This is a genomic window from Brevibacterium luteolum, from assembly GCF_013004595.1.
Taxonomy (GTDB): Bacteria; Actinomycetota; Actinomycetes; order Actinomycetales; family Brevibacteriaceae; genus Brevibacterium; species Brevibacterium luteolum.
The window spans coordinates 127,305-152,887 of record NZ_JABEMC010000006.1 but is presented as its reverse complement, the minus strand read 5'-3'; the positions used below and the strand labels follow the sequence as shown (position 1 = coordinate 152,887).

The following is a 25,583-nucleotide window of genomic DNA, read 5'->3' as shown; positions in this document are numbered from 1 at the left end:
ACCACCCGGCTGCACGAAGCACTGGGCTACAAGACACCAGCAGAAGTCGAAGCCCAATACGCCGAAAGCCTCACCAACGATGAACTGTCTTTACCAACCATCTAGGAACGAAACCCAGGACGGTTCATGGCGCGGGTCTTGTCCAGATCGCCGGCATGCCCGGGCGTCCCGGGGATCTGGGCGAACCAGGCGGCGTGGGCGGCTGCGTGCTGTTGGGCCGGGTCGCAGAATGGGGAGACACCCGACTGGTGAAGTTCGCCCCACCGCGCCAAGAGTCGCTCGGCATCGGCTTGGAACTGGCGCTGCTGGGTGAGGCTCTTGGCATGCCACCACCGGTTGGACTGCTCGAAGACCACGCGTCCCCATCGTTGGGTCACCTCAGCCTCGTAGCGGTCGTTGAAGCCTTCGAGCATCATGTCCATCCGCGGCTGGCGCCCCTCGCGTCTCATCGCCACTGTGTGCTCGACGGACGCGATACGACGTCCCAGTGCTTCCCGCTCGTGCTCGAGGTGTGTCAGGTGCGCCTCGAGGGCGGTGATCTCGTCTCCTGGGTTCGCGTCACTTGCCAGTGCTTCGCTGATCGCACTCAAAGCCAGGCCAGCTTCACGCAGGAGCAGGATGCGTTGCAGGCGTGCCACGGCGACGGGTCCGTAGTAGCGGTAGCCGTTCGCACCGATCCGGTCCGGGACGAGCAGGCCGATCTGGTGATAGTGACGCAATGTCCTGGCGCTGATGCCGGCGCGGTCAGCGAGTTCTTGGACGGTCCACTCCACCATCTCGGCCTCTCTCGTCAGCGGGCAGGCATTGTCAGACCCAACTGTGGCAGTGCCACGGCCAGGATCTCGGAGGCGGGCGTGGCCACAGCCCTGGCGGGTGACTGTCCGGTGGCCTCCAGAAAGGCGGACACGATGCGAGCCCCGGCAGCGTAACCAGCGCCGGTGGACAGCCCGACCGGTGTCGCGCCGAACAGGCGAGCGCTCGGATCGCCCAACACCCAAGCCGCGAAATCCTGCATGCCAGTCACGTCCAAGCCCTCCACAACGCGGCGCAGCACCTCGTCACTGGTACGGGTCTGGTCGCTGACGAAGTGCGTGAATCCCTGCTCGCCCACCATGTCGGCGGCGAACAGGTCCGCGAGACCCTCAGCCACCACGTGCTCACCAACCGTCACCGTCTGCGGGTTCCACACCACATGTCTTGGCGAGTACCGCACATTGTGGTGGAGCTCGTGCAGGGCGATGCCCTCCAACCGCGCCAGAACCTCGTCGGTGGGCCAGATCGTGATGGCGATGTACCCGCTGATCCCACCGAAGGCCGACAGGCCGCGGATCTCATCCATGAAGTGCTTGTTGGTGGGATCCCCGAGCACGAGCAACACCTTCAGGTCAGGCATCGCCACAGTCGGATCGGCGGCACTCAGCTCCCGCAGCCCCGTTTCGAGCGCTCGCTCGACACGGCCCCAAGCATCGGCGCGTTCCAAAGCGTCGACCGCGCCGAGGATCTTGTCTGCCGCTACGGAGGGTCTGAAACCGAAGTTCTGGCTGTGAACCGCGGCCAGATCAGGTCCACCGGGAATGAAGAAGTACATCCCCGCCATCGGCTCCCACAGTCTGCGAGCTGCGTCCTTCCACTGCTCCGGAGAACTGCTCACCATCGCCCGCATCCCAGCGGCACTGTCAATCATCGTCACTGTCATGCTCGCGACGCTAAACATTGACGCTGCGTCAAGGTCAAGCTCCTGACCGTCGATCAACGTGTCCGGTCAGTACACCTAGTTCGAGGGGTGTTTGTCCACGGATGAGCTGGATATAGAACACGAGCAGGAACGTGCCGCCGGTCAATGCGAAGTAGGCCAGGGAGATCGACATGGTGCCTGTGGCAAACGCCCGGTGCCGCAACAGACTGACATCGAGCATCGGGGCGAGCCGGTGCCGTTCGACGATCACCAGGACGATGAGCAGGAGCACGCCGAGTGTGATCATCCCGGCCGTATCCCATCCCACCCATTGAGCAGTCTCGCCGCCGCGGATCAGACCGAAGGTCAGCGCTGCGACAGCGGCCGCGGAGAGAACGATGCCGATGACATCGAGCCTGTTCCCGGTGGGGGTCTTGGACTCGGGCGTGGCCTTCGCGATGACGATGAGGAAGACGGCAACGATGGGCACATTGATGAGGAAGATGGACCACCAGGGGAAGAACTGGACCAGGAGCCCGCCAAGGATGGGACCGACCGCGACAGACGCCCCGCCGACTGCCGACCACACGCCCATGGCCCGTGCCTGTTTGGCCGCGGGGAAGATGTGCTTGATGATCGCGAGCGTGGTCGCTGGGACCACGGCTCCGCCGATGCCCATGAGGACTCGCCAGACGATGATCTGGTTGGCCGAGGCCGCTGTGGCCATGAGGCCGGAGCCGAGGAGGAATACGAGCAGACCGGTGATGAGCACGCGGTTGCGTCCGTACCGATCGGCGAGGAATCCGGCGGGCAGGAGTAGTGCGGCGTAAAAGATCTCGTATCCGCTGACCATCCATTGCATCTGCGCGTTCGAGGCGTCGAAGTCTTCCTGGATGGTCTGCAACGCCACATTGATGATGGAGTAGTCCATCATCACGACAAGATAAGCAGTGGCGATGGCCGCGAGAATCCAGCCGGTCCGGACCGGGCGGCCATCGGGGCAGGATGAGTGTCCATGGGGGTTAGCGAGGTGGGCCTGGTCTTGTCACTCATTTAGAACGGGTAGTCCTCCCGTGCCTGGAGCAGCCTGTCGATGAGTTCGTCGCATTCAGCGCGGGTATGGGCGGCGGTGACTCCGATTCGCAGGCGCCCCTTGCCTCTGGGGACATTGGGGAACGTGAACGCGGCAGCGAACACTCCGTGCTCGATGAGCCAGTGTGCGACCCGGATCGTCGTGTCCTCGGATCCGATCATGACCGGAAGGACCTGGCTGGACGTGTCGGCCAGGTCGATACCCTCCACACGCAGTCTCGACGAGATGTACTTGACGTTCTCGGCGAGTCTGGCTCTCAGTTCAGGTCCGTCGTGCTCGATGATCTCCAGAGCTTTCAGGGTGGCTCCGGCCACGGCGGGGGACGCACCTCGTGAACTCGTGTACGAGGGGGCGGTGGTTCGCAGCAGCAACTGGATGTCATGGCTGGTGACGACGAAGCCTCCGGTGCTGCCGATGGCTTTGCTCATGGTTCCGACGATCACGTCGACTTTGTCGAGCACCCCGAAGTGATCGGCTGCGCCCAGTCCACGCGGGCCAAGGCAGCCGAAGGAGTGGGCTTCGTCCACGACGACCATCGCGTCGTAGGTCTCGGCCAAGCCGGTGATCGTGTCCAGGGGCGCGAGGTCACCGTCGGCGGAGAACAAGCCGTCGGTGACGATGATGCGTCGTCGCTTGTCTGTCGTCGAGGACAGGATGGCTTCGAGGCGGCGCATGTCGTTGTGCTGGTACGTACGGACTTTCGCGCCGGAGAGGCGGGCGCCCATGAAGATCGAGACGTGGTTGAGCCGGTCGTTGATGATCACGTCCTCGGGACCGGCCAGGCTGGTGAGCACGGCGAGGTTGGCCGACATGCCCGAGGGGAACAGGAGCGCGGCGTCCTTGTCGTGGAGGCGTGCGAGACGATTCTCGATGTCCTCGTGGAGGACGGTGTGTCCGCACAGGGCCTGTGCGCCGTAGGTGTTCGTTCCGAAACGCCGGATCGCCTGGATCGATGCCTCGGCGACCGCGGGATTCTGGGAGAGTCCGAGTTAGTCGCACGAGCCGAACATGAGCACGCCATCGCGGCCGTTCATGCGGACTCGGTTTCCGGTGTTGGATTCGACCGTGGGGAGGAACGGGGAAACTCCTTCGTTCTCCCAGGCGGCGAATTCCCCGGCGATCGGGCTGTCAAGAAGGGTGTCAGTCATGAGTCATCTGTCCTTGTCGTGGTTTCTGCCGGTGCTCAGCTGGTCGGGGCTGGCAGGGAGTTGATGACGCCATGGAGGTGCTCGATGAGCGTGCCGAGAATTCCGGTGCGATCAAGGCCGTTGAGCTTGCTGTCGAGTTCTTCGCCGAGGTCGAGACGAGTCTCGATCTCGACGATCAACTCGGTCAGACCGAGAGAGTCCACGCCAACGTCGTCGAGATTCGAGTTGAGATCGGCGTTCTCCACACCGGAGGCATCGTCGAGAATCTCGAAGACGACCGAGCGCAGCTTCTCTTCCGTCACATTCACATGAGGCATGGTTGTCCGTCTTTCTTTGTTCCAATGAGGAGAAACCCGGCACGTGTCGCAGGACCCCAGCCGGGCCGAGAAGTAGCCTAACACCGATTTAGACGCGCATCTAAACTCTGTGGCACAACGTTGTTGCCGTCGAGTGCATGGCGCCGGGTGGCAGCTGGTGGTGTTCGACGAAGCGGGAGCCGTGAAGGTGCTGGTCGCACCTGGTGCGAGACAGCCCTCCGCAAGCCTTGTCGGACCGTCGGTGGTGAGATAGGAGTGACGTTGGTCACCCGCCCATTTCCTGCGTGCGCGTGAGCCTCCGGCAGAGCTGCGATCAGGTGGCCGTGCTCGCTCGCGATTGAAGTGCGTGGGGAACGGGAAGGGTAGACTGGACGACGGCCGGAAGCGATCGATGAAGCGGGAAGGAGCGGATGCCGATGCGGACTCGACAGTCGCGTTCGTCTGCAACTCGTGATCTGATCGTCAGCGCCGCAGCGGGTGAGTTCGCGCGCAACGGCTACGGAGGAACCACCCACACTGGCATCCTCAAGGTGCTCGGCAAGAGCACCCCAAACTTCATCACCTACCACTTCCCGGCCAAGGCCGACATCGCCCACGCGGTCCTGTCTCGCCAGGACCAGTTGCTCAATACCTGCGCGGAAGGACTCGAACGCCGAGGAGTTTCGGGTCTTGAAGCCTTGGTTGCGACGGTGTTCATCGTCATCACCGATGAGAAGAACATGTCCATTTTTCAGGCAGCAATGGCCCTGGAAGGCGACCGGACCGCACCCGATGGCGGAGACTTCCAGCCCTGTACGACGTGGATGACGCTTGTGAAGCGCCAGCTGATACGAGCGCAGGAAGCTGGCCAGATCGCTCAGGACATCGACCTCGACGACGAAGCCTGGATGATGATCTCGGTCCTCTACGGAACCTACCAGCTCGCTGACCGGCTTGGCTCACTCAGCAAGCTCGGGCATCGCGTGGAGCAAGCATGGCTGCAAATGCTGGACAACCTCGGCATCTCCGACAGTCGAAAGCTCCTCGACACCGGTCAGCAGCATGCACGTGATTACCTTGACTCGCGGAGCGCGGGTCTCATTCCCGCAGCCGCCGGAGAGACCCGGTAAGGGCAGCTCCTCTGGCGTGTCTTCTCGCTCGTGATCATACAGATCACCGTCATAGGGAAGGTGTCGCGACAATCCCGGTTCGGACTATCAACACTGAGAGACAACGACAGCTCACCGCGATCGCCGCAAGGCAACGCATAGCCGGCGAGGAGCCAAGGATCTAGATATAGTGATTCGAATCGGCGGAGATGGCTAGATGTAGCGGTCGCCTTCTTCTGGCCGCGGGTGCAAGAGCGTACCTGTCGGATATGAGCAGCGCGCCGGCATCCCACACCCAGACCAACAGCCCCACAACGAAACCTCGTCTCGCGATCGACGACGAGGCACTGACCGAGACCGACCGGGAGGCGATCCGGCAGGCCGCGAAGTCCACGGCCTGCCGGTTCCCGCCTATGAGTGTCGAGCAGGCCGAGATGATCCGTCACCAACTCCGCGGCGGCGCCTCCTGACCCGTCCGGTACTCTGACCGGTCCGGCATCGAGCCTCGCGTCCTTTAGAGGGCGCGGGGCTCGATGAGTACCCGCTCGGGCTCGAACGCGTTCTGGCCCCGGTTCTTCGTCTGCTGGATGCGCACGTTGAACGTGGCCTTGATGATCTTCCTCCGCTCCGCCAACGGCAAGCGCGCCCACGCGGTGGGCACATCCTCGGCGGTGACGAGAGCGCGGACGCGTTCGTTCGGTCACCGGGGGGGGGGATGAGCGCCTGCTCGGCCTCGGCGATCTGGGGCCGCAACGCGGCTTCCAGCTGGTCAGCGTGTCGAGGTTCAGACTCCCGACCGCATACTGGGCGATGACCTCGTCCAGCCGGGCCTGCAAGGCCGCCCGCTTCTGTTCGGCGGCTTCGGCAACCTTGAGCCAATCGCCGTCGTCGTCGCCGGTGAGCCAGGCGAGGTTGGTCGGGTTCTGGAACCACTCGAGCACGACCTGCTCGACATAGGCGTCCAGGCCCGGCTGGGAGATCATCGTCTTGTAGCACCCCCGGAACTGGCACTGGTACTTCACCGCAGGAGTCCTTTCCTTCTTCCGCATCGTGGCCCGCTTCAAAGGGCGGCCGCAGTAGTGGAAGCGGGCGATGTGGACCATGAGCGTCTTCGCGGCCATCCCGCCCCCGCCCTTGACCAGACGACCGGGATCGGCGAAGAGGCGCTGGATCTTCTGGAAGTCCTCCCAGTCGATCAGCGGCTCCCACTGCGCATCCCCGATAACCTCGCCACGGTAGACGCGCTTGCCGGCGATGGTGGGGTTCTGGAGCACCTGGCGGACGGTGTAGGTATCCCAGCCGCGGGGACTCTCGGCCCACGGCTTCTTCGGTGTGGGCTCCCCGGCATCCTGCAACCGCATCGCGATCGAGTACATGCTCTTACCCGCGAGCACGTCACGGGCGGCATCGCGGACGATCTGCCCGGTGTGGGGGTCGGGTTCCTGGCGCAGTAGGACACCGGTGTGCTGGTCGTAGACCCGCCGGTACCCGTACGGGAGACGACCGTGGGGGCGGCCCTTGTCCGCGTTGATCTTGGCCGTGCGCAACTGCCGCTCCCGCATCGTGTTCGCATCGGCCTCGGCGCGGAGGAACTCGAAGCCCATCATGAACGTGTCATCGGAGCGGGAGAAGTCGTACACCCTGCCGTGGGTGAGGTAGAGGACTCCGGCGCGCTGGCAGGCCTTGCGCAACTGCACGTAGACCTCCATATCGCGCCCGGCACGCGAGGGCTCCCAGGAGGCGAAGCCGCCGTACTTGCGGGACTCGATCAAGGCCATGGCCTCGTCGAAGCCTTCGCGTTCCCGCCTGCGCCACTGAGAGGCCGACCGGTCAGCGTCGCGAACGATCGCCTCTGGGTACCATTCGATCGGCAGGCACCAGCCGACCATGTCGGTGAGCTGGTCATCGATCGAGCGCATCAGCTTGTGCCGGTCCTGGGAGGCCCGGCCATAGAGGATCGAAGCGGTCCAGTTCTCTCCGGCCATTTCGCGCAGCCGCTCGACTGCGGCCCGCAGCTCCGGCGTGAGCTGTGGTAGCTCCAAGAGCCTGTTCGTAGTGGTCGTGTTGGTGTTCGTTGTCGTGGTGGTGTTCATGGACATCAGGTGTGTCTGCCTTCCCTCTGCCCCTTGAGCTTGATCGACGAACCGACCAACAGCCTCGACCTCTCCAGCGTCGACGCCCTCGTCTCCGCGCTGGAGTCCTATCGCGGCAGGCTCATCATCGTCAGCCACGACGGCGCCTTCCTCGCCCGCTGCCAGCTCGACACCTGGCTGGAGCTCGATACCTCCGGCCTGCACCGCATCGACCCGCCCGAATCAGAGGAGAACCCATGACTGGCATCCCCGACGCCCACGCGCGCACCCCGACGACCCGGCCGGAGCTGACCAACGTCGTCTTCCTGGCACACGACGTCAGCTCACCGCTCATTGAGATCGGCCGCTACACCTACTACGACGATGAAGGGTGGCGACCGCCGTTCGCTAAGGCCAATGTCGCCTACCTCTACGGGCCGCAGCGGCTGCGGATCGGCAGTTTCACCGAGATCGGCCCCGGCGCGCAGTTCCTCATGCCCGGCGGCACGCATCCGATGGCCGGCCCGTCGACATACCCGTTCACGATGTTCGGCGGCGACTGGACCGCGAACACCCTCAACGCCTTCACGAGCCTGGAACAGGCCGGTGACACGACGATCGGCAATGATGTGTGGATCGGCCGCGAGGCGATGATCCTGCCCGGCGTCACGATCGGCGACGGCGCGATCATCGGCGCGAGGTCGGTGGTGACCGGCGATGTCGCAACCTATGCGGTGGTGGCCGGCAACCCGGCCCGGCACATCCGCAGCCGCTTCACACCAGACGAGGTCGACCTGCTGCGCCGCGTGCGGTGGTGGGACTGGCCGATCGAGCCGATCACGGCACACGCCGCCGCGATCATGACCGGCACACCCCAGCAGCTCGCCGAGCTGGCAGCCACGATGACCGACTGAGCGAACATCGCACCGCCGGCCGCTGCGCACGCCGCTGGCACCGTCGACGATGACCCTGGCCGGGCTGCTCACCCACATGGCCTTCGTCGAGGACTACTGGTTCGGCCACCGTGTGGCCGCCCGCCCGCCGCGCCGTGGGACACCGCACCGTGGGAGGACAGCAGCGACTGGGACTGGGACCTCGCAGCCGAGATCCCCGCCGCCGAGGCGCGGGCCCTGTTCACCGACACCGCCGCCCGTTCGCGTGGGATCACCGCAGGCATCACCGACCTGTCCGCGCCCGTTGCCGCACCACCACGCGAAGGCGAGCCGTGGAGCATCCGCTGGATGCTCGTGCACATGATCGAGGAGTACAACCGTCACCTCGGCCACGCCGACCTCATCCGCGAACACCTCGACGGGTCCACCGGCGACTGACCACAGCAGCGCCGGCTGCGTGCCTGAACAGCCGATGAGAGATGCGTCTGGGGCCTGCGATACCCTGGAGGTGTGAGCAGCGAAATCGAAATCGGCAAAGGCAAGCGCGGCCTGCGGGCCTTCTCCCTGGATGACATCGCGATCATCCCGGCCCGGCGCACCCGCGACCCGCAGGATGTCTCCCTCGAATGGCAGATCGACGCCTATCACTTCGACATCCCGTTCATGTCCGCCCCGATGGACTCCGTCGCCTCCCCGGCCACGGCCATCGCCCTCGGCAGGCTCGGCGGCCTCGGCGTGCTCGACCTCGAAGGCGTGTGGACCCGCTATGAGGACCCGCAGCCCTACCTCGACGAGATCGCCTCACTGCCGTCTGACCAGGCCACCGAGCGGATGCAGCAGATCTACGCCGAGCCGATCAAGGAAGAGCTCATCACCGCCCGCCTGGCAGAGATCCGCGAAGCCGGCGTCACCGTCGCCGGCGCGCTCACCCCGCAGCGCACCCAGGAGTTCTGGCGCACCGTCGTCGACGCCGGCGTCGACCTGTTCGTCATCCGCGGCACCACCGTGTCGGCCGAGCATGTCTCCTCCAACGCCGAACCGCTCAACCTCAAGCGCTTCATCTACGAACTCGACGTGCCCGTCATCGTCGGCGGCGCCGCCACCTACACCGCCTCCCTGCACCTCATGCGCACCGGTGCCGCCGGTGTGCTCGTCGGCTTCGGCGGGGGAGCAGCGGCCACCACACGGCGCACGCTGGGCATCCACGCACCGATGGCCACCGCACTTGCCGATGTGCACGCCGCCCGCCGGGACTACATGGACGAATCCGGCGGCCGCTACGTCCACGTCATCGCCGACGGCGGACTCGGCACCTCCGGCGACATCATCAAGGCCTTCGCGATGGGCGCTGACGCCGTGATGCTCGGCTCCGCGCTCGCCCGTGCCGAAGAGGCTCCGGGCAAGGGCTGTCACTGGGGTGCTGAAGCCCACCACAGCCAGCTTCCGCGCGGACGCCGCGTCGACATCGGCACCGTCGCCCCGCTCGAACAGCTGCTCTTCGGTCCCGGCCACACCGCGATCGGCGAAGTCAACCTTGCCGGGGCGCTGCGCCGGGCGATGGCGACGACCGGCTACCTGGATCTCAAGGAGTTCCAGCGCGTCGACGTCGTCGTCTCCCCATACCAGCCGCAGAACGCGGGGTTCTGAGCCGGCGCGCCGCACAGCGCTGAGCGATCCGTATGCTCCGACTCGCCTTCACCCCACGCTGGATGGGCTTCCTCGCCCTCGTCCTGCTGCTCGCCACCGTCTTCGTCGGGCTGTCCTACTGGCAGCTCAACCGCGCCCAGCACAAGAACGACGCCATCAGCTCCCAGGACATCGAAACCGTCAAGGACTTCAACGAGGTCGTCCAAGCCCAGGTCCCGCAGCCCGGGCTCGTCGCCGACCAGCGAGTGACGCTCACCGGCCACTACCTGCCCGATGCGCAGGTCGTCGTCACCGGCCGCTACCACGACGGCACCGAGGGCTTCTGGGTCGTCACGATGTTCGCCCCCGACGGCGCGACGATCGGCGAGGACGCCCAGCTCACCGGCGCCGAGGCGGATGAGACCCGCCCGATCGCCATCCCCGTGGTGCGCGGCTGGGTGGAGAACGAAGAGGCGGCGATGAACTCGCGTGCCAAGGACGGTGCGGTCGAGATGACCGCCCGGCTCGGCCCGATCGAAGGACCCGAATCGACCGAGGGCCTGCCAGCCGGGCAGGTGCGCACCGTGTCGACCTCGCAGCTGGTCAACCTCTTCGACGTCTACACCTACTCCGGCTATCTCTTCCCCGAACAGGACACCGGGCCCGGCGCCTCAGCAGCGGCCGATGGGCTCACCCGCGTGGACCTCAACGCAGACGAATCCGGCGGCTTCGACCTGCAGTCCGGTGTCTATGCCCTCGAATGGCTGTTCTTCGCCGGATTCGCGTTCTACATCTGGTGGCGTCTGCTGCGCGACGCCTACCTCGCCCAGCAGCGCGCCGCGGCCGGGAAGACAGTAGACTATGTGGTCGTCAAGCCCGCCGGAGCGAGTCGGCCCGGCCAGGACGCGCAGCCTCAGCAGCACCCGACGAAGGACACCGATGGTCACTGACCCCCATGATGCCCGCCAGCACCCCGACGACGCCCGGCCCGACCTGTCCGATGACAACGTCTGGCTCTACAGCCGCTACACCTCAGCGCTCAACGCCTCGCGCTTCTACCGGGTCATGGCGATCATCACCGGCACCCTGCTGCTCATCCTCACCGTCGAGATGATCTACAAGTACATCATCGTCGGGCTCATCATGAACGGCGACGCCTCCCAGGCGCTCATGATCGGCAACTTCAACCTCGCCGCCGCGATCGCCATCAGCCACGGCTGGTGCTACGTCGTCTACCTCATCTCGTGCCTGTGGCTGAACCAGACGATGCGCTGGAAGCTCAGCCGGCTGCTGCTCATGGCCCTGGCCGGTGTCGTCCCGGTCATGTCCTTCATCCTTGAGCGCCGTGTCCACCACCGCGTCCAGCACGAACTCGACGCCGCCGTCGTCGTCGCCCCTGTCGAGGGCTGACCCCGCAGTCGCCAAGCACATTAGGATTGAGCACATGACCCAGACTCCCACCGCAACGCAGGTGCCACCCGTTCTCGTCGTCGACTTCGGCGCCCAGTACGCCCAGCTCATCGCCCGCCGCGTCCGTGAAGCCGGCATGTACTCCGAGGTCATCCCGCACACCGCGAAGGCCGCGGAGTTCGCCGCACGCAAGCCGGTGGCGATCGTGCTCTCCGGTGGGCCGTCCTCGGTCTACGGTGAGGGCGTGCCGGCCCTCGACACTGAGGTCTTCGACCTCGGGGTGCCGATCTTCGGGATCTGCTACGGCTTCCAGATCATGACGACCTCACTCGGCGGCACAGTCGCCAAGACCGACCGCCGCGAATACGGCTCCACCCAGCTCACCGTGACCGAATCCGGCACCCTGCTGGCCGGGCAGCCGGAGACCCAGACCGTGTGGATGAGTCACGGCGACTCCGTCACCGAAGCTCCAGACGGCTTCACCGTGCTGGCCTCGACTGCCGGTGCGCCGATCGCTGCGTTCGAGAACCCCGAGCGCCGCTTCGCCGGCGTGCAGTGGCACCCGGAGGTCATGCACTCGGAGTTCGGGCAGGAGGTGCTGCGCAACTTCCTGTACCGCGTCGCAGGCCTGACCTCCGACTGGTCACCAGCCAGCGTCATCGACGAGCAGGTCGAGCTCATCCGCCGGCAGGTCGGGAACAAGAAGGTCATCTGCGGACTGTCCGGCGGCGTCGACTCCGCGGTCGCCGCAGCCCTCGTGCACAAGGCCGTCGGCGATCAGCTCACCTGTGTGTTCGTCGATCACGGACTGCTGCGCCAGGATGAGCGCACCCAGGTCGAGAACGACTACGTCGACGCCACTGGCATCCGCCTGGTCACCATCGACGCCTCCGAGCAGTTCCTCGGCCAGCTCGCCGGCATCACCGACCCCGAGGACAAGCGCAAGGCCATCGGCCACGAGTTCATCCGCACCTTCGAAAACGCTGCCGCCGACCTCGTCCTCGAAGCTCGTGAGAACGCCGCTGATGGATCCGGTGAGGAGATCGAGTTCCTCGTTCAGGGCACCCTGTACCCCGACGTCGTCGAGTCCGGCGGCGGTTCGGGCACTGCGAACATCAAGAGCCACCACAATGTCGGCGGCCTGCCCGAGGACCTGCAGTTCACGCTCGTCGAGCCGCTGCGCGCCCTGTTCAAGGACGAGGTCCGCGCCATCGGCCGGGAACTCGGCCTGCCCGAGGTGATCGTCTCCCGGCAGCCGTTCCCCGGCCCGGGCCTGGGCATCCGCATCATCGGTGAGGTGACGAAGGACCGCCTCGAGACGCTGCGGAAAGCTGATGCGATCGTCCGCGCCGAGCTCACCGCCGCCGGCCTCGATGCTGAGATCTGGCAGTGCCCGGTCGTGCTGCTGGCTGACGTCCGCTCGGTCGGTGTGCAGGGCGATGGCCGCACCTACGGCCACCCGATCGTGCTGCGTCCGGTCTCCAGCGAGGATGCGATGACTGCGGACTGGACGCGCCTGCCCTACGATCTGCTCGCCACGATCTCCAACCGGATCACCAACGAGGTAGAAGAGGTCAACCGCGTCGTCCTCGACGTCACCTCGAAGCCGCCGGGCACCATCGAGTGGGAGTGAGCCGGCCCGGCCACACGCCGGTGCCGGTCAGCTCCAGCAGGCAGCTGGTGTGCGCGACCGCCAGCGCAGGGACCGTTCGGCTGTGCCCATCGCACAGAGATGAACAGTGTTCAGCTATGGTGTTCTGGTTTGCATCCTGACTGAGAACAGACTGGAGTCTCCATGACCTCTTCTGCCACCTCCGGTGCCGCCGAGGCATCCGGCACCCGCCGGCCGGCGCGCCGCTTCACGTCGACGGACGTCGCTCTCATCGCGGTGTTCGCCGCGCTCATCGCCGCTTTCGCGATGACCCCGCCGATCCCGGTCGGCAACGTCGGTGTGCCGATCACCCTGCAGACCCTCGTCATCGGGCTGACCGGGCTGACACTCGGCCCGCTGCGCGGTTTCCTCGCTACCCTGCTCTATCTGGTGCTCGGGCTCATCGGGCTGCCGATCTTCGCCGGCTTCTCCGGCGGTCTCGGCGTGCTCGCCGGGCCGACCGCCGGCTACCTCATCGCCTTCCCGCTCTTCGCGCTGCTCGCCGGTGCCGTCGCCAGCTGGGCGGTCAAGCGGATGACCGGCGGCAGACTGTGGGCCACTCTGTTCATCGGCGGGCTGATCGCCAGCTTCCTCACCACCCACCCGCTGGGCATCCTCGGCATCTCGCTCAACGCCGGCATCCCGCTCTCGGCCGCGTTCGTCGCCGATCTGCCGTACTGGCCCGGAGATGTCGTCAAGAACATCGTCGCTGCCTCACTCGCCCTGCTCATCCACCGCGCCTTCCCCAGCATCCTCGTGAGGCGCTGACCAGATGATCGACCGACACGCTCCGGTGCCCGGGCCCCAGGACAGGGCCCGGGCCGGCGTCGTGTTCGACGATGTCGCCGTCACCGTCGAGGACATGGATCCTGTCAGCAGCCGGCTGCGCACCCGCACCCTGCTCACCGACCTCACCCTGACGCTGCGCGAACAGCGCATCAGCGTCATCGGTGCCAACGGTTCGGGCAAGTCGACATTCCTCCAGCTCATCAACGGGCTGACGACACCCACCCGCGGGCGCGTGCGCCTCGGCGACCTCGACACCGTCGATGATGGGGCTGCCGTGCGCCGGGAGGTCGGATTCGTCTTCTCCGATCCGGCCGCTCAGCTCGTCATGCCGACCCCGGTCGAAGACGTCGAACTCTCCCTCAAGCGGCGCATCCGCGACAAGGACGCCTGCCGGCAGGCAGCCGTCGAGGCACTTGCAGAGTTCGGTGTCGAGGATCTGGCCGAACGCTCCATCTACGAACTGTCCTCCGGCCAGCGACAGCTCGTCGCTCTGGCCAGCGTGCTCGCGGTCTCCCCGACGGTGCTGGTGCTCGATGAGCCGACGACGCTGCTCGATCTGGCCAACCGGGAGCTGCTGCGCGCCACCCTCGACGATCTCGCCGCCCGCCGCGGTGTGCAGCTCATCGTCTCCACCCACGACCTCGACTTCGCATGTGATGCCGAACGCACCCTGGTGCTCCATGACGGCCGGATCGTCTCCGACACCGCCCCGGCCGAGGCGGTTGCCGCCTACCGGCAGCTCATCGCTGCCACCGTCTCGGCAGCCCGCCGCCCCACAGACGGGACCACCGCCTCGGGCGAGGAGCAGGCATGAGACGACAGTCGCGGTTCTTCGGCACCTATGTGCCCACCGGCGGCTGGCTGCATCGCACCCCGGTGCTGCTCAAACTCGGGGCAGTCGCAGCGATCAGCGTCGTCGTGCTCGCCCTGCGCAATCCGGCTGTGGACGCCTGTGTCTTCGCAGTCCTGCTCGCCTGCGGGCTGACCTCGCGGCTGCGGCTGGGCCAGGTGCTCTCCCCGCTGCGGGCGATCTGGATCTTCGTCGCCCTCATCATCGCCTTCCACCTCATCGTCAGTGATGCCGCTCAAGCGCTGGCGATGGTGTCGAAGCTCATCGTGTGCGTCCAGGCCGCCGGGCTGCTCATGCTCACCTCGTCGATCGGCCAGCTGCTCGAGGCCTTCGCAGTGCTCGTCCGCCCGCTGCGATTCCTCGGCATCGACGCCGAGCGAGTCGCGCTGACCGCCGCACTGACGGTGCGCTCGATCCCGTTCATGGCCCAGCTCGTCGGGCAGTCAGCGGATGCCGCGCGGGCGCGCGGGCTGGAGCGCAGCATCCGGGCACGCTCAGTGCCCGTGGTGCTCGGTGCGGTGAAGTTCGCCCAGGACACCGGCCGGGCACTCGACGCCCGCGGACTCGGGGACTGAGCCGCCGGCCGGGGACTGAACCACCGCCTCGGCGACGGTGGGACTCAGCCGACGCGATCCTGCGCCCAGCGGGGCGCACCCACCCCGGAGCGGCCGATGACCTGCGGGGCGGGATTCTCGATCGCCGCAGCGTAGTGGCCGATGAGCTGGGAGCACACAGACTTCCAGGACCGGCCGAGGACGGTGGCGCGGGCGGTCTGGCCGAAGGCGCGGCGCTTGGCGTCATCGCCGGCGAGGTCGCGGACGTGACCGCGCAGCGCTCGCAGGTCGCCGGGCTGGTAGAGCCAGCCGGTGCGCGAGGAGTCGACGAGGTCGAGGGGGCCGCCGCGGGCCGGTGCGACGACCGGCACGGCTGAGGCCATCGCCTCCTGGATCGTCTGGCAGAAGGTCTCCAGCTCACCGGGGGCGACCATGACGTCGAAGCTCGCGACCGCCTGGGCGAGTGCGTCGCCGCCGAGGAACCCGGTGAAGTGGGCGCCGGGCAGCACCTGCTGGAGGCGCTTCTTCTGCGGGCCCTCGCCGACGATGACGAGCTTGAGCGACGGGTCGCCGGCGAGCACCGCGAGATCCTCGACCTGCTTCTCCACCGCGAGCCGGCCGACGAAGCCGATGATCTTCTCACCGTTCGGGGCGACCGTCTGCCGCCAGGCTTCGCTGCGGCGGCTCGGGTCGAAGCGGCCGGCGTCGACGCCGCGCGCCCAGGTGCGCACCGTGCCGACTCCGTGGGAGGTCAGCTGGCCGGCGGCGTAGCTGGAGGGCACGAGGGTGAGCGAGGCATGCTGGTGGATGTTGCGCACGTGATGCCACAGCATCTGCTCCAGCCCGTGCATGCCGTAGCGGGCGGCGTAGGCCGGCACCTCGGTCTGGTAGACGGCCACCGAGGGAAGCCCGAGGTCCTGGCAGGCGAGCACGCCGCGCCAGCCGAGCACGAACGGGGAGGCCAGGTGCACGACATCGGGTTCGAACTCGGCGAGCAGCCGGCGGATTCGCGCGACACCGCCGGGGGCCACGCGCACGCGCCGGTACTTCGGCAGTGCGAAGGAGGGTACGCGCACGATCGGCGCACCGGCCACCTCGTGGGGTCTGTCGCGTTTGGTGCCGGGGGCGATGACGAGGACGTCGTCGCTGCGGTCGGCGAGGTGATCGAGCACCCGCAGCAGCGAATGGGTCACCCCGTTCATGTGCGGGAGGAATGATTCGGCCAGGATAGCGACGCGCATGATTCCAGTGCACCGGGTGTGCGTGACGCTCGTGCGGCCATGATGTGACGTGTCGGGCAACACCAGACGAAGCCCGGAGGTCCAGGCGAACTCGGGGTAAACTGTTGGCGGCGCCATTCCTGCCAGCCGGCGATGCACACGGCCGGGGGTGCGGTGCGCCGGCGCATTCTCGAGGTTTGAGGAAAGGAACACGATGCCGACGCTGCTGTGGTGGCTGGCCGCACTGGCCTGCCTGCTCATCTTCGTCGCGGTCGTCATCCTCGTCATCCGGTTCAACCAGCTCAGCCTCGCCCGCGACCTGTGCGCGGAGGGGCACCGGCAGCTGAGCGCCGACATCCACGAGCGCCGCTCCCTCATCCCCTCCTTCCTCGAATCGTGTGCGGCGCTGGTCGAGGAGAACCCGCAGCTGCGCGCCCGGGTCGATGCGGTCGGCGATGCCTTCGCCGCCGCTCGCCAGGCGGCCGGGCCCGAGGCGGTGGGCGCGGCTGAAGAGCAGCTCACCGTGGCTCTTGCGCAGCTGCACCAGCGCCTCGGCACCCAGCAGGTCGCTTATGGGGAGTCAGCCTCGGATGCCGAGTACGTCGCCCGTGCGCTGTTCATCCAGATGTGCGTCGTCGAATCGCGCATCGCCGCTGACTCCCGCTACTACAACGCCAACGTCGCCCGCTACCGCAGGCGCCGGCGCGGGGTGCTGCCGGTGCTCATGCCCCGCCGCTTCCCGGAGTTCACTCCGGTGCCGTACTCCGAGCTCGACCTCGACCTCGACACCGACTCCCAGGACATCGTGCCCAGCAGCGATCCCGACTACCGGCCCGGCCGGCTGAGCGAGGGCCGGTGAGCGCCGAAGCGGAGTCGCGCAGGCGGATCCGCCTCGACCTCGGCTACCGGGGCACAGACTTCCACGGCTGGGCCCGCCAGCCTGAGGCCCGCACCGTGCAGGGTCTCATCGAAGCGGGACTGGAGATGATCTGCGGCACCCCGGTGCGCACCGTCGTGGCCGGGCGCACCGATGCCGGTGTGCATGCCCGCCGGCAGGTCGTCCACCTCGACATCACCGATGCGATCGCGACCCGGCTCATCGGCCGTTCCGACCGCACCGTCGGTGATGCGCTGGCCGCCCGGCTGCGCGGGGCGCTGCGCCATCTGGGCGCCGACGACATCGTCGTCCACGCCGCCAGCGAGGTCGATGCCGCCTTCGATGCCCGCTTCGCTGCGGTCTCGCGCCGCTACACGTACCGGATCGCCGACCCCCACTCCTTCCTCGACCCGCTGGCCGCCGGACACACGACCGTGTCGAAGGAGCGCCTCGATTCTGCGGCGATGCACACCGCGGCCCAGGAGATCCTCGGCCTGCACGACTTCCTGCCCTTCTGCAAGCCGCGCCCGGAATCGACGACGATCCGCACCCTGCTCGAGTGCAGCGTCACCCGCGATGCTGAGGGCATCATCGTCATCGACCTGCGCGCTGACGCCTTCTGCCACCACATGGTCCGAGCGCTCGTCGGCGGGCTCATGAAGGTCGGCACCGGCGCCTGGCCGGCCACCCGGCCGGCCGAGCTCATCGCCCGCGCCGAGGCAGGCGACACCGACCTCGGCCCGATGTTCGTCACCCCCGCCCACGGCCTGGTGATGGAGCACGTCGAGTACCCGCCGCCTCGGGAATGGCGGGCCCGCGCTGAGCGCACCCGCGCCCGCCGCGACACCGAACCGGGTGCCGGCCCCGATCCGGGTGCCGACGCATCACCCGACGCATCTGTGTGAGAGGGGTTACAGCCGGCCCAGGTCTATGAAAGAGTGATTCCTGGACCATGCGAAGAACCTGGGTGTTTCACAGCGCGTTCAGCTTCAGTTCGCCGGCACGCAATCGGCAGACGGCAGGCTGGGACGGTGCGCCTCCGGCCCTGAGCGGGCCCGGCGCGGAGACGATTCAGGTACCTGACGAAGGACGAAAATGACTTCATCCCTCCCCCGCTTGCTCATCGGCGCCACAGCCGCTGCCGGTCTGGTGGTGCCGCTCGGCGCCCTCCCGGCACTCGCGGATGTCGAAGAAGGCAAGAAGATCCAGATCCTGGGCATCGCCGACTTCCACGGTCGCCTCAACGGTGATGGAATCGGCACCGCTTCGGTCATCGAGCGTGAGCGCGCTGCCTTCGACGGCGGTGAGGCAGCTACGACGCTGCTGTCAGCCGGCGACAACATCGGCGCATCGATCTACACCTCCTCTGCCCAGGACGACGCTCCGACGATCGACTACCTCAACGCGCTGGACCTCGACGCCTCAGCCGTCGGCAACCACGAGTTCGACCGCGGGCTCGACGACCTGCGCAACCGGGTTGTGCCGCGCAGCGACTTCCCGACCCTCGGCGCGAACGTCTACAAGGACGGCACCAAGGAGCACTTCGAGGAGCTGCCGGCCAGCCACCAGTACGAGGTCGACGGCGTGAAGATCGCCGTCATCGGTGTCGTCACTCAGGACACCGCCAGCCTCGTCGCACCCGACGGCATCGCAGACCTCGATTTCGGTGACGCCACCGAAGCCGTCAACACCGAAGCCGAGCGTCTCGAAGCGCTTCCTGAGGGGCAGAAGCCGGATCTCACGATCGTGCAGGCCCACCTCGGCCCCGAGGAGACCGATACGATCGACAGCGCGCGTGCGTCGAACAAGGAGTTCGCCACCCTCGTCGACAAGGCCGACGCCTCGATCGACGCGCTGTACTTCGGCCACTCGCACAAGCCGATGACCCTCGAAGCGCCGGTGCCCGGCACCGACCGCACCCGTCCGGTCATCCAGGCGGATCACTACGCCAAGGCCGTCTCGAAGCTCATCCTCACCTCCGAAGGCGACGGCAGCTGGAGCGTGGACACCAACGAGGTGCTGCCGACCAAGGGCGTGGACTACGACTCCGAGCGGGTGACGAAGGCCAAGAAGGTCATCGCCGATGCCGAAGAGGTCGCCAAGGAGAAGGGCTCGGAGGTCGTCGGGAAGATCACCGAGGACATCACCCGGGCTGAGAAGGACGACAAGGAGGACCGCGGAGCTGAATCGACGCTGGGCAACCTCGTCGCCGATGCCCTCAAGGAGGGCGCGTCCTACACCCAGCTCGGGGAAGCCGACTTCGGCATCACCAACCCCGGCGGTCTGCGCACCGACCTCAAGTGCGATGACATCTACAACACCGAAGAGAAGTGCGAAGTCACCGTCGCCGAGCTCAACGGCGTGCTGCCCTTCGCCAATGACCACGGTGTCGTCACGCTCAAGGGCGCCGATGTCATCGCGCTGTTCGAGGAGCAGTGGCAGCCTGAGGGCGCCTCGCGCCCGTTCCTGCACCTGGGCATCTCCAAGGAGCTCAACGTCGTCTACAACTCCGAGGCTGAAGCCGGCAAGCGCGTCGAGTCGGTGACCGTCAACGGCGAGCAGATTGACGAGAGCAAGGAGTACAAGGTCGCGACGCTGTCGTTCCTGGCAGCCGGTGGTGACAACTTCGAGTCCTTCGCCAAGGGAACCTTCGAGCAGTCGGGCATGACCGATTTCGAGATCTGGCAGAAGTACTTCGAGGAGAACACGCCGGTCAGCCCGGACAAGAAGGAGCGTCAGGCTGACGCCGCGCTCGACGTCATCAGCAACGGCACCGTCGAAGCGACGCTCAAGGGCAGCGAGGACAAGCCGATGAACTTCGCGGTCGCTCTCAAGGCCAAGGAGAAGGTCACCGGTCCGGTCGTCTTCGAGGTCAAGGACCTGCCTGAGGGCTTCACCGTCGACTACGGTGAGCACGCCGCCGAGGGCGCTGCGGGTGCGGAGGAAGGCGCACAGCAGGCAGCCGGTGCACGGATCGACGAGATTCCCGCCGGGGACTCGGAGTACCCCTTCACCATCACGGCACCGGAGGGCACCAAGCCCGGTGAGTACCCGTTCACCGTGAGCCTGACAGCTGATCCGAAGCACGCGTTCTGGGATGACAACCCGATGCCGCTCATCCATGAGGTCGAGGCAGCTGTCACGGTGCCCGAAGAGGACCCCTCGGATGACCCGTCCGATGACCCGTCTGACGACCCCAGCGATGACCCGTCTGACGATCCGAGTGATGAGCCCTCCGACGACCCGTCCGATGACGGCAAGGACAAGGACGACAACGGCAAGGACAAGGACAAGGACGGCAAGGGCAAGGACGACAAGGGCCGGCTGCCGCGCACCGGTGCCGAACTCGCCACCGCCCTCGGTGTCGCACTGGCACTCATCGGTGCAGGTGTAGCCTCGGTCTACGCCGTGCGCCGCCGCTCACAGCTCTGAGCAGAAGGTGAGACCGGTCAGCTGAACCGCTGATCGGCTGCGGCCACCAGCATCGGCCCGCCTGCCGGAACCCGGAATCCCCGGGAACCGGCAGGCGGGCCGATCGCGTCAGCAGTCCAGGGGAGCGGAGAGGCAGCGGCGTGAGCGCCTGGCCGCGTCTGGTGGAACCAGCGTGACGGGCCGCAGCCTGCTGCGCCGGCCTCACCGCAGCAGCCTGCTGCGCCGGCGTCACCGCAGCAGCCTGCTGGGCCGGCGTCACCGCCGCGGCGTCTCCGGTGCTGCGGCCACCGGGTGCGAGGCGCGGTCTGCGAGCTGGCATTCGGCTGCCTGCCGTCCGACGAGATGGGCGAGTGCCGGAATGAGGAACAGCAGCCCAACAGCCGGGACGATGATGCCGGAGTCGTTGACGACGGCACCGACGCCGAGCAGCACCGCCAAGGAGATCATGCCCATGCGCAGATGCGGGAACCGGGCGTAGAGCCGGGGCAGCGCCGGGATGCGGAACCGGCCCGGAGCGATCGCCGCCCAGAACACCGCAGCGATGATGAGCGGCAGCAGCAGCGTCATCCACGATTGGGTGAGGATGTCGATGTTCATGCCGATCTTGCGCATGAGCACCGCGCCGGCCTCACCGCTGATGATCGAGGCGAAGAACCGGCCGAAATGGGTGCGGTCATCGGCCGGGCGCAGCCAGTCGATGACGAGAACGGCGATCATGATGCCGGCCGTCGTGCCGACGATGAGCGCCAGCCGCTTGATCGAGGCCCGGATCTCGGCAGCCGCCAGCGCCAGCACGCCCAGGCCGACGACGAGCGCCGGCACGGAGCCGAACTTCGTGCCGAGTCCGGGGGTGGCCAGCAGCAGGCAGGCGAGCACCATCGTCACGAGGACGACGCTCAGCCGCACCCAGCGGTTGGCGATGAGCGAGCAGGCGGTGATGAGCGCGAAGACGAGCGCGGTGAGGAACAGCGCGAGAGCTGAGTTGCCGATGCCGTAGAACCGGGAGGCGATGAGCAGCGGCTCCCCGAGCAGCGTCGACATCTGCAGGTGCGAACCGGTGATGACATCACCGGCGAGGATGAGCACGGTGGCGACGGCGACGAAGGTGAGCGGGCCGAGCGTGAAGCGCTTCCACGGCCCGAGCAGCCCGGCCAGCGTCAGCGCCAGAGCCCACCCGGCCAAGGCTGCGAGCATCGCAACATCCGGGCTCGTCGAACGCTCCCACGGGATGACGTTGACGAGGTAGGTCGAGACCGGGATCGCGGCGAAGAACAGCCCGCCGACGCGCAGCGGGTTGATGACCCGCGGCCAGGCGCGCCGACCGACGAGCGCGGCAACCGCGAGCAGTGCGGCCATGAGCCCGGCGAAGACGGGATAGAACCACACCGACATCGCCGCCTGCGTGGCGACGGCGACCTGCCGGTCGAGCATGAGCTGGTAGCGATCCCCAGCACTGGGCGGCGCCGAGGCGGTGGTGACCGGGGCGCCGGCGAGGTTCGCATCCGTCTGCGCGCCGGTCGCGCGCACGAGGGTGGGCATGATGTCGGTGGTCTGTATGAGGCCCGGCTGCTTGGTCGACGGGGAGGTGAGGATGCCCGGCTGCTCACCGGGCCGCTGGATCGCAGCGAACTGCATGCTGGAGGATTCAGTCCAGCCGTCGGCGATCGAGGCGACCATGAGCATCGGCTGCGCGGTACCGGTGCTGCCGGCGGCTTGTTCCTCGTAGACGGAGAGGATGTCGCCGAGGTGGTCGTCGAGTTCGGTGATCGAGTAGCCGGGGGTGCGGACATTGCCCAGGTCGATGAGCACGAGCGGATGGTGCTCGGCTGCTGTGCGCACCTGGTCGCCGAGGTCGGCGTCGAGGCTCTCGTAGGAGCGCACCCGGCCATCGGATTCGGCTGCGGCGATCGCCGCTCCGGGTCCGATCGCATGGAGATCGGGGACGGCTGCGGCCAGCGCACCGAGGTCGGCGTCATAGCGGTCGTGGGCGACCTTCTCCTGGTAGACGTCCCAGTCAGCGGTCCAGCCTGACAGCGGCGGCTGCAGCGCCCGGCACTGGGCGGCAGATTCATCGGCAGCACGCCGCCCGGAGCTGACCGCCAGCCAGCCGTCGGCCGGGCAGCTCGTCGAGCGCACCGACCGCGGGGTCATCGTGCCGATCGATCCGTTCTCCACCAGTGACCACAGGTGCGGGGTCCGCCATCGATCGAGGTCCTCGTGCTCGAGGCCGGAGACACCGACGAAGATGACCGGCTGGGACTGCGGCTGACCGGCAGCCGGGGCCGGCTGCGCCAGAGCACCCTGTGCCTGGGCGCCCGGCACCTGCGCACCCGGCGCTCCGGCGCCTTGGGTCTGCGCGGCGGCGGCAAGCGGGCCGGCGAGTCCGAGGGCTGCGATGAGCACGGCGGTGAGCACCGCCAGAAGGGCTGGGCGCAGACGGGTCATCGACCCTCCCCAGCCACGCTGGCCCCAGCCGACTCCTGCCGTCCAGAATCCGCCTCGGGCATGGTCGCCGCCGTTGAGGGCGTGCGGCCGGCGGGGACATCGGCGCTGAGGGCGAGGAGGAACGGTACGAACATCATCGCCCCGGTGCCGGGTACGGCGACCCCGGAGTCGGTGATGACGAGGCCGACGAGCAGGCCGGTGCACACGGCGAGGAACCCGGCGTGGACGCAGCGATCCTCCAAGGCCGCAGGCAGCACGCCGTCGAAGCGGCGGGTCAGCGCCGCGGTGGCGGCGAACCGGCGCAGGTAGGCGAGGAAGATGAGGATGACGACGGCGGCCAACGGCACGATGATCGCCATGCCGGGGTTGACGACGATGATGTTGAGGTTCGCGCTCAGCTTGCGGGAGATGACCTCGAAGGCCTCACCGCTGAGCAGCTGGGCGAAGAAGTTGCCGAAGTGCGAGCGGGCTGCCGGCGCGCGCAGGTAGTCGAGGGCAGCGACACCGAGGATCGCGCCGAGCGAGACAGCCCCGATCCCAGCCAGCCGCAGAAGCGACAGGCGGGCGCGGAGGCTGAGCGCGATGAGCACCATGAGGCCTGAGAGCGTTGCGACGGTGCCGCCGAACTTCGCACCCCACACCGGGTTGCCGAGCGTGCCGACGGCGATCGCGCCGAGACCTGCGAGGAACAGGATCAGCGGCCCGCGCCGGTCAGTGCGTGCCGCCAGTGCCCGGGCACCGAAGGCCAGAGCGAGGAACAGGGCGACGATGAACAGAGCCGCGCCCTGGTTGCCGAGGCCGTAGAACCGGCCGGCGACGATCGCGTTGTAGCCCATGAGCGAGTTGTACTGCAGCTGCGAGCCGAACAGCGCGACGTCGACGCCGAGCAGCACCGCGGTGACCGTGCAGATCGCGGCGACGCGTCCGGCGAAGGTGCGCCGCCAGGGACCTGCGAAGCCGGTGGCCAGCAGCAGCGCGGAACCGGCCGCGATCGCCAGGCCGAGGCCGAGGACCGGGTCGGGCATCTGCTCCCACGGCAGGAGGGCGGCGATGAACGAGCCCATCGGCACGGTGCCGAGGATGAGGCCGGCCCAGCCGAGGCCGGTGCGGATCCTCCCGGCGAGCACCGGCTGGGCGATTCCCGCCCGGCGCGCCCACCAGCGCTGCAGCGGGCGGAAGAGCAGCAGGCCGACGGTGACGGTGAGGACGTAAAAGGCGGTCGTCACGACGATTGAGAAGGTCTGGGCGCTGCGATGCACTGTCGCTGCCGCGGTCGCATCGCCGGTAAGTGAGTCGATGCGCTCAGCGGCCGGTTCACCGGCGTCGATGCGGGTGAGCTGGGCGGGATTCGGGGCGAGCTCGGAATCGATGCCGGGGGCGGCGGCGAGCAGCAATCCGGTGAGGTCGGTCAGCTGCAGCACCGGCTTGCGCGTCGAGGAGCTCTCCAAGATCCCCGGGGACGCATCACCGGTGGCGACCTCAGGGGTGGAGCGCAGCAGGGCGCGCAGCCGGGAGGGGTTGCCGAGGTCGCCGACCCCGGCGATGTGCACGGTCGTCGTCTTCAGATCGAGGCCTGCGAGGTATTCGCCGATGTGCTCGTCGATCGCGGTGAGTTGCTCATCGTGCTCCCCGGCCGGGGCGTCGGCCGTCCAGCGCTCCGAACCGATCGTGCCGGCGTCGATGAGGGTCAGCGGGCACAGACCGGTCCCGGCGGTGTCGGCCTGCTGGGCGCGAGCCGAGCTGCCCGGTTTCGTGCCGGCCGGCTCCCACGTGTCGATGCGGCCGGTCTCATCGGCTGCCGCCCACGCAGCCCCCGGGCCGATCGCCTCGACGCACACCCGGGATTCCCGGGCGGTGTTAGCCAGCTGGCCGATCCCTGAACTGTAGGAGTTCTGCGCATTGGCTGCCACGACTCGGTCGAAGTTCTCCACCGTGACGTCCTCACCGGTGCCCTCTGGAGCGCGCAGGTCCGGGCACGCCGAGCGGCGCTCCTCTGCGGCCCGCTCCTCGTCCTCGCTGCTCAGCGTGCCGTCGGCCTCGGCAGCGGCCTGCTCACCGGTGACATGAGGGGAGATGTTGACCGCGTGCATGCGCGCCCCAGACCCGACGGCCAGCCAGCCGGCAGCCGGGCAGGTGACCGAGACTACGGAGCGGACGGTGACATTGGCCATGTCGGCGCGCTCAGCGAACTTCCACAGATGCGGGGTGCTCTCCGGGCTGATGTCGGACAGCGACAGACCCGAGGCCCCGATGAAGACGACCGGGTGCTCCGCTCCCGAGGCGTCGGCCGGCTGGCCGGCTGCGGCAGGTGCCGTGGTGGGCAGTACGAGGGCTGCGATCGCACCCAGGCACACGAGTAAGCGCGTGAGGATGCTCACCGGAGCGGCACCTCGCGCGCGGGCGGGAGTTGAGGCGGCTGACACTCGCCCAGCTTATCGGCTGG

At 67.6% G+C, this 25,583-nt stretch carries 23 protein-coding genes and 1 pseudogene; 14 read left to right on the top strand and 10 right to left on the bottom strand.

The window, feature by feature from the left end:
- Positions 1-101: 101 nt before the first annotated feature.
- The 6 genes and pseudogenes from HLA91_RS10610 to HLA91_RS10590 all read right to left on the bottom strand — a co-directional run bounded on the left by HLA91_RS10610 (position 102) and on the right by HLA91_RS10590 (position 4,224).
- Entirely contained in the window at positions 102-776 is a 675-nt protein-coding gene (locus tag HLA91_RS10610; RefSeq protein WP_170274631.1) for a MerR family transcriptional regulator, read from the bottom strand.
- 14 nt (positions 777-790) lie between these two features.
- Entirely contained in the window at positions 791-1,696 is a 906-nt protein-coding gene (locus HLA91_RS10605) for a DUF2268 domain-containing putative Zn-dependent protease (protein ID WP_204514213.1), read from the bottom strand.
- 34 nt (positions 1,697-1,730) lie between these two features.
- A complete protein-coding gene (locus tag HLA91_RS10600) occupies positions 1,731-2,645 on the bottom strand; it encodes an MFS transporter (protein WP_338076812.1) in 915 nt (304 codons plus the stop codon).
- 83 nt (positions 2,646-2,728) lie between these two features.
- Positions 2,729-3,727, bottom strand: a pseudogene (locus HLA91_RS10595) (aminotransferase class I/II-fold pyridoxal phosphate-dependent enzyme); the annotation flags it as partial.
- Positions 3,728-3,757: 30 nt separating this feature from the next.
- Positions 3,758-3,916 (bottom strand): hypothetical protein, encoded by a 159-nt coding sequence (locus HLA91_RS13680; protein ID WP_204514212.1) that lies wholly within the window; start codon positions 3,914-3,916, stop codon positions 3,758-3,760.
- 35 nt (positions 3,917-3,951) lie between these two features.
- Positions 3,952-4,224 carry a phosphopantetheine-binding protein gene (locus HLA91_RS10590; RefSeq protein ID WP_212754295.1) on the bottom strand — a complete coding sequence of 91 codons (273 nt, stop codon included), beginning with the start codon at positions 4,222-4,224 and terminating at the stop codon, positions 3,952-3,954.
- A 419-nt stretch (positions 4,225-4,643) separates the two neighbouring features.
- Here HLA91_RS10590 and HLA91_RS10585 point away from each other — a divergent pair, with 419 nt between their 5' ends.
- Positions 4,644-5,342 carry a TetR family transcriptional regulator gene (locus HLA91_RS10585; RefSeq protein WP_170274628.1) on the top strand — a complete coding sequence of 233 codons (699 nt, stop codon included), beginning with the start codon at positions 4,644-4,646 and terminating at the stop codon, positions 5,340-5,342.
- Here HLA91_RS10585 and HLA91_RS10575 read toward each other — a convergent pair.
- A complete protein-coding gene (locus tag HLA91_RS10575; RefSeq protein WP_239557078.1) occupies positions 5,285-7,420 on the bottom strand; it encodes a recombinase family protein in 2,136 nt (711 codons plus the stop codon). The genes HLA91_RS10585 and HLA91_RS10575 overlap by 58 nt on opposite strands.
- A 27-nt stretch (positions 7,421-7,447) precedes the next feature.
- On the opposite strand from HLA91_RS10575, the gene HLA91_RS10570 reads away from it, so the two are divergent.
- The 10 genes from HLA91_RS10570 to HLA91_RS10525 all read left to right on the top strand — a co-directional run bounded on the left by HLA91_RS10570 (position 7,448) and on the right by HLA91_RS10525 (position 15,187).
- Entirely contained in the window at positions 7,448-7,654 is a 207-nt protein-coding gene (locus HLA91_RS10570; RefSeq protein WP_170274626.1) for a P-loop NTPase family protein, read from the top strand.
- Positions 7,651-8,307 carry a CatB-related O-acetyltransferase gene (locus tag HLA91_RS14095; protein ID WP_170274625.1) on the top strand — a complete coding sequence of 219 codons (657 nt, stop codon included), beginning with the start codon at positions 7,651-7,653 and terminating at the stop codon, positions 8,305-8,307. The genes HLA91_RS10570 and HLA91_RS14095 overlap by 4 nt, the downstream gene beginning before the upstream one ends.
- A gap of 6 nt (positions 8,308-8,313) precedes the next feature.
- Positions 8,314-8,724 (top strand): mycothiol transferase, encoded by a 411-nt coding sequence (locus tag HLA91_RS10560; protein ID WP_170274642.1) that lies wholly within the window; start codon positions 8,314-8,316, stop codon positions 8,722-8,724.
- 72 nt (positions 8,725-8,796) lie between these two features.
- Complete coding sequence (locus HLA91_RS10555) at positions 8,797-9,933, top strand: GuaB3 family IMP dehydrogenase-related protein (RefSeq protein ID WP_170274624.1); 1,137 nt, start codon at positions 8,797-8,799, stop codon at positions 9,931-9,933.
- A gap of 32 nt (positions 9,934-9,965) precedes the next feature.
- Positions 9,966-10,862, top strand: a complete 897-nt coding sequence (locus HLA91_RS10550; RefSeq protein ID WP_165883490.1) for an SURF1 family protein — start codon at positions 9,966-9,968, stop codon at positions 10,860-10,862.
- The gene (locus HLA91_RS10545) at positions 10,852-11,322 is read left to right on the top strand and encodes a DUF3817 domain-containing protein (RefSeq protein WP_165883489.1); all 471 of its coding nucleotides are present in this window, start codon (positions 10,852-10,854) and stop codon (positions 11,320-11,322) included. Before HLA91_RS10550 ends, HLA91_RS10545 begins: the two co-directional genes overlap by 11 nt.
- Before the next feature lie 34 nt (positions 11,323-11,356).
- Positions 11,357-12,955, top strand: coding sequence for a glutamine-hydrolyzing GMP synthase (gene guaA, locus HLA91_RS10540; protein WP_170274623.1), 1,599 nt, complete (start codon positions 11,357-11,359; stop codon positions 12,953-12,955).
- A gap of 162 nt (positions 12,956-13,117) precedes the next feature.
- Positions 13,118-13,741 carry a biotin transporter BioY gene (locus HLA91_RS10535; protein ID WP_170274622.1) on the top strand — a complete coding sequence of 208 codons (624 nt, stop codon included), beginning with the start codon at positions 13,118-13,120 and terminating at the stop codon, positions 13,739-13,741.
- Positions 13,742-13,745: 4 nt separating this feature from the next.
- A complete protein-coding gene (locus tag HLA91_RS10530) occupies positions 13,746-14,576 on the top strand; it encodes an energy-coupling factor ABC transporter ATP-binding protein (protein WP_239557077.1) in 831 nt (276 codons plus the stop codon).
- Positions 14,573-15,187 (top strand): energy-coupling factor transporter transmembrane component T family protein, encoded by a 615-nt coding sequence (locus HLA91_RS10525; protein ID WP_170274621.1) that lies wholly within the window; start codon positions 14,573-14,575, stop codon positions 15,185-15,187. The genes HLA91_RS10530 and HLA91_RS10525 overlap by 4 nt, the downstream gene beginning before the upstream one ends.
- A gap of 44 nt (positions 15,188-15,231) precedes the next feature.
- Here the strand turns inward: HLA91_RS10525 and HLA91_RS10520 are convergent, their stop codons facing one another.
- The gene (locus tag HLA91_RS10520) at positions 15,232-16,407 is read right to left on the bottom strand and encodes a glycosyltransferase family 4 protein (RefSeq protein WP_170274620.1); all 1,176 of its coding nucleotides are present in this window, start codon (positions 16,405-16,407) and stop codon (positions 15,232-15,234) included.
- A 193-nt stretch (positions 16,408-16,600) separates the two neighbouring features.
- On the opposite strand from HLA91_RS10520, the gene HLA91_RS10515 reads away from it, so the two are divergent.
- The 3 genes from HLA91_RS10515 (at position 16,601) to HLA91_RS10505 (ending at position 20,695) form a co-directional block, all read left to right on the top strand.
- The gene (locus HLA91_RS10515) at positions 16,601-17,245 is read left to right on the top strand and encodes a hypothetical protein (RefSeq protein WP_102161824.1); all 645 of its coding nucleotides are present in this window, start codon (positions 16,601-16,603) and stop codon (positions 17,243-17,245) included.
- Complete coding sequence (truA, locus tag HLA91_RS10510; protein WP_170274619.1) at positions 17,242-18,168, top strand: tRNA pseudouridine(38-40) synthase TruA; 927 nt, start codon at positions 17,242-17,244, stop codon at positions 18,166-18,168. The genes HLA91_RS10515 and truA overlap by 4 nt, the downstream gene beginning before the upstream one ends.
- Before the next feature lie 190 nt (positions 18,169-18,358).
- Complete coding sequence (locus tag HLA91_RS10505) at positions 18,359-20,695, top strand: bifunctional metallophosphatase/5'-nucleotidase (RefSeq protein ID WP_102161822.1); 2,337 nt, start codon at positions 18,359-18,361, stop codon at positions 20,693-20,695.
- 255 nt (positions 20,696-20,950) lie between these two features.
- Here the strand turns inward: HLA91_RS10505 and HLA91_RS10500 are convergent, their stop codons facing one another.
- Together HLA91_RS10500 and HLA91_RS10495 are read right to left on the bottom strand one after the other, a co-directional pair.
- Entirely contained in the window at positions 20,951-23,140 is a 2,190-nt protein-coding gene (locus HLA91_RS10500) for a hypothetical protein (protein WP_170274618.1), read from the bottom strand.
- A complete protein-coding gene (locus HLA91_RS10495; protein WP_170274617.1) occupies positions 23,137-25,518 on the bottom strand; it encodes a hypothetical protein in 2,382 nt (793 codons plus the stop codon). Before HLA91_RS10495 ends, HLA91_RS10500 begins: the two co-directional genes overlap by 4 nt.
- Between the last annotated feature and the right edge of the window lie 65 nt (positions 25,519-25,583).

What these genes read in the sequence shown, in the direction of transcription:
- HLA91_RS10525 (WP_170274621.1), top strand. Translation starts at nt 14,573, where the DNA reads ATGAGACGACAGTCGCGGTTCTTCGGCACCTATGTGCCCACCGGCGGC.
- HLA91_RS10500 (WP_170274618.1), bottom strand. Translation starts at nt 23,140, where the DNA reads ATGACCCGTCTGCGCCCAGCCCTTCTGGCGGTGCTCACCGCCGTGCTC.
- HLA91_RS13680 (WP_204514212.1), bottom strand. Translation starts at nt 3,916, where the DNA reads ATGACTGACACCCTTCTTGACAGCCCGATCGCCGGGGAATTCGCCGCC.
- guaA (WP_170274623.1), top strand. Translation starts at nt 11,357, where the DNA reads ATGACCCAGACTCCCACCGCAACGCAGGTGCCACCCGTTCTCGTCGTC.
- HLA91_RS10515 (WP_102161824.1), top strand. Translation starts at nt 16,601, where the DNA reads ATGCCGACGCTGCTGTGGTGGCTGGCCGCACTGGCCTGCCTGCTCATC.
- HLA91_RS10585 (WP_170274628.1), top strand. Translation starts at nt 4,644, where the DNA reads ATGCCGATGCGGACTCGACAGTCGCGTTCGTCTGCAACTCGTGATCTG.
- HLA91_RS10530 (WP_239557077.1), top strand. Translation starts at nt 13,746, where the DNA reads ATGATCGACCGACACGCTCCGGTGCCCGGGCCCCAGGACAGGGCCCGG.
- HLA91_RS10545 (WP_165883489.1), top strand. Translation starts at nt 10,852, where the DNA reads ATGGTCACTGACCCCCATGATGCCCGCCAGCACCCCGACGACGCCCGG.
- HLA91_RS10520 (WP_170274620.1), bottom strand. Translation starts at nt 16,407, where the DNA reads ATGCGCGTCGCTATCCTGGCCGAATCATTCCTCCCGCACATGAACGGG.
- HLA91_RS10505 (WP_102161822.1), top strand. Translation starts at nt 18,359, where the DNA reads ATGACTTCATCCCTCCCCCGCTTGCTCATCGGCGCCACAGCCGCTGCC.
- HLA91_RS10605 (WP_204514213.1), bottom strand. Translation starts at nt 1,696, where the DNA reads ATGACAGTGACGATGATTGACAGTGCCGCTGGGATGCGGGCGATGGTG.
- HLA91_RS10575 (WP_239557078.1), bottom strand. Translation starts at nt 7,420, where the DNA reads ATGTCCATGAACACCACCACGACAACGAACACCAACACGACCACTACG.
- HLA91_RS10610 (WP_170274631.1), bottom strand. Translation starts at nt 776, where the DNA reads ATGGTGGAGTGGACCGTCCAAGAACTCGCTGACCGCGCCGGCATCAGC.
- HLA91_RS10550 (WP_165883490.1), top strand. Translation starts at nt 9,966, where the DNA reads ATGCTCCGACTCGCCTTCACCCCACGCTGGATGGGCTTCCTCGCCCTC.
- HLA91_RS10535 (WP_170274622.1), top strand. Translation starts at nt 13,118, where the DNA reads ATGACCTCTTCTGCCACCTCCGGTGCCGCCGAGGCATCCGGCACCCGC.
- HLA91_RS14095 (WP_170274625.1), top strand. Translation starts at nt 7,651, where the DNA reads ATGACTGGCATCCCCGACGCCCACGCGCGCACCCCGACGACCCGGCCG.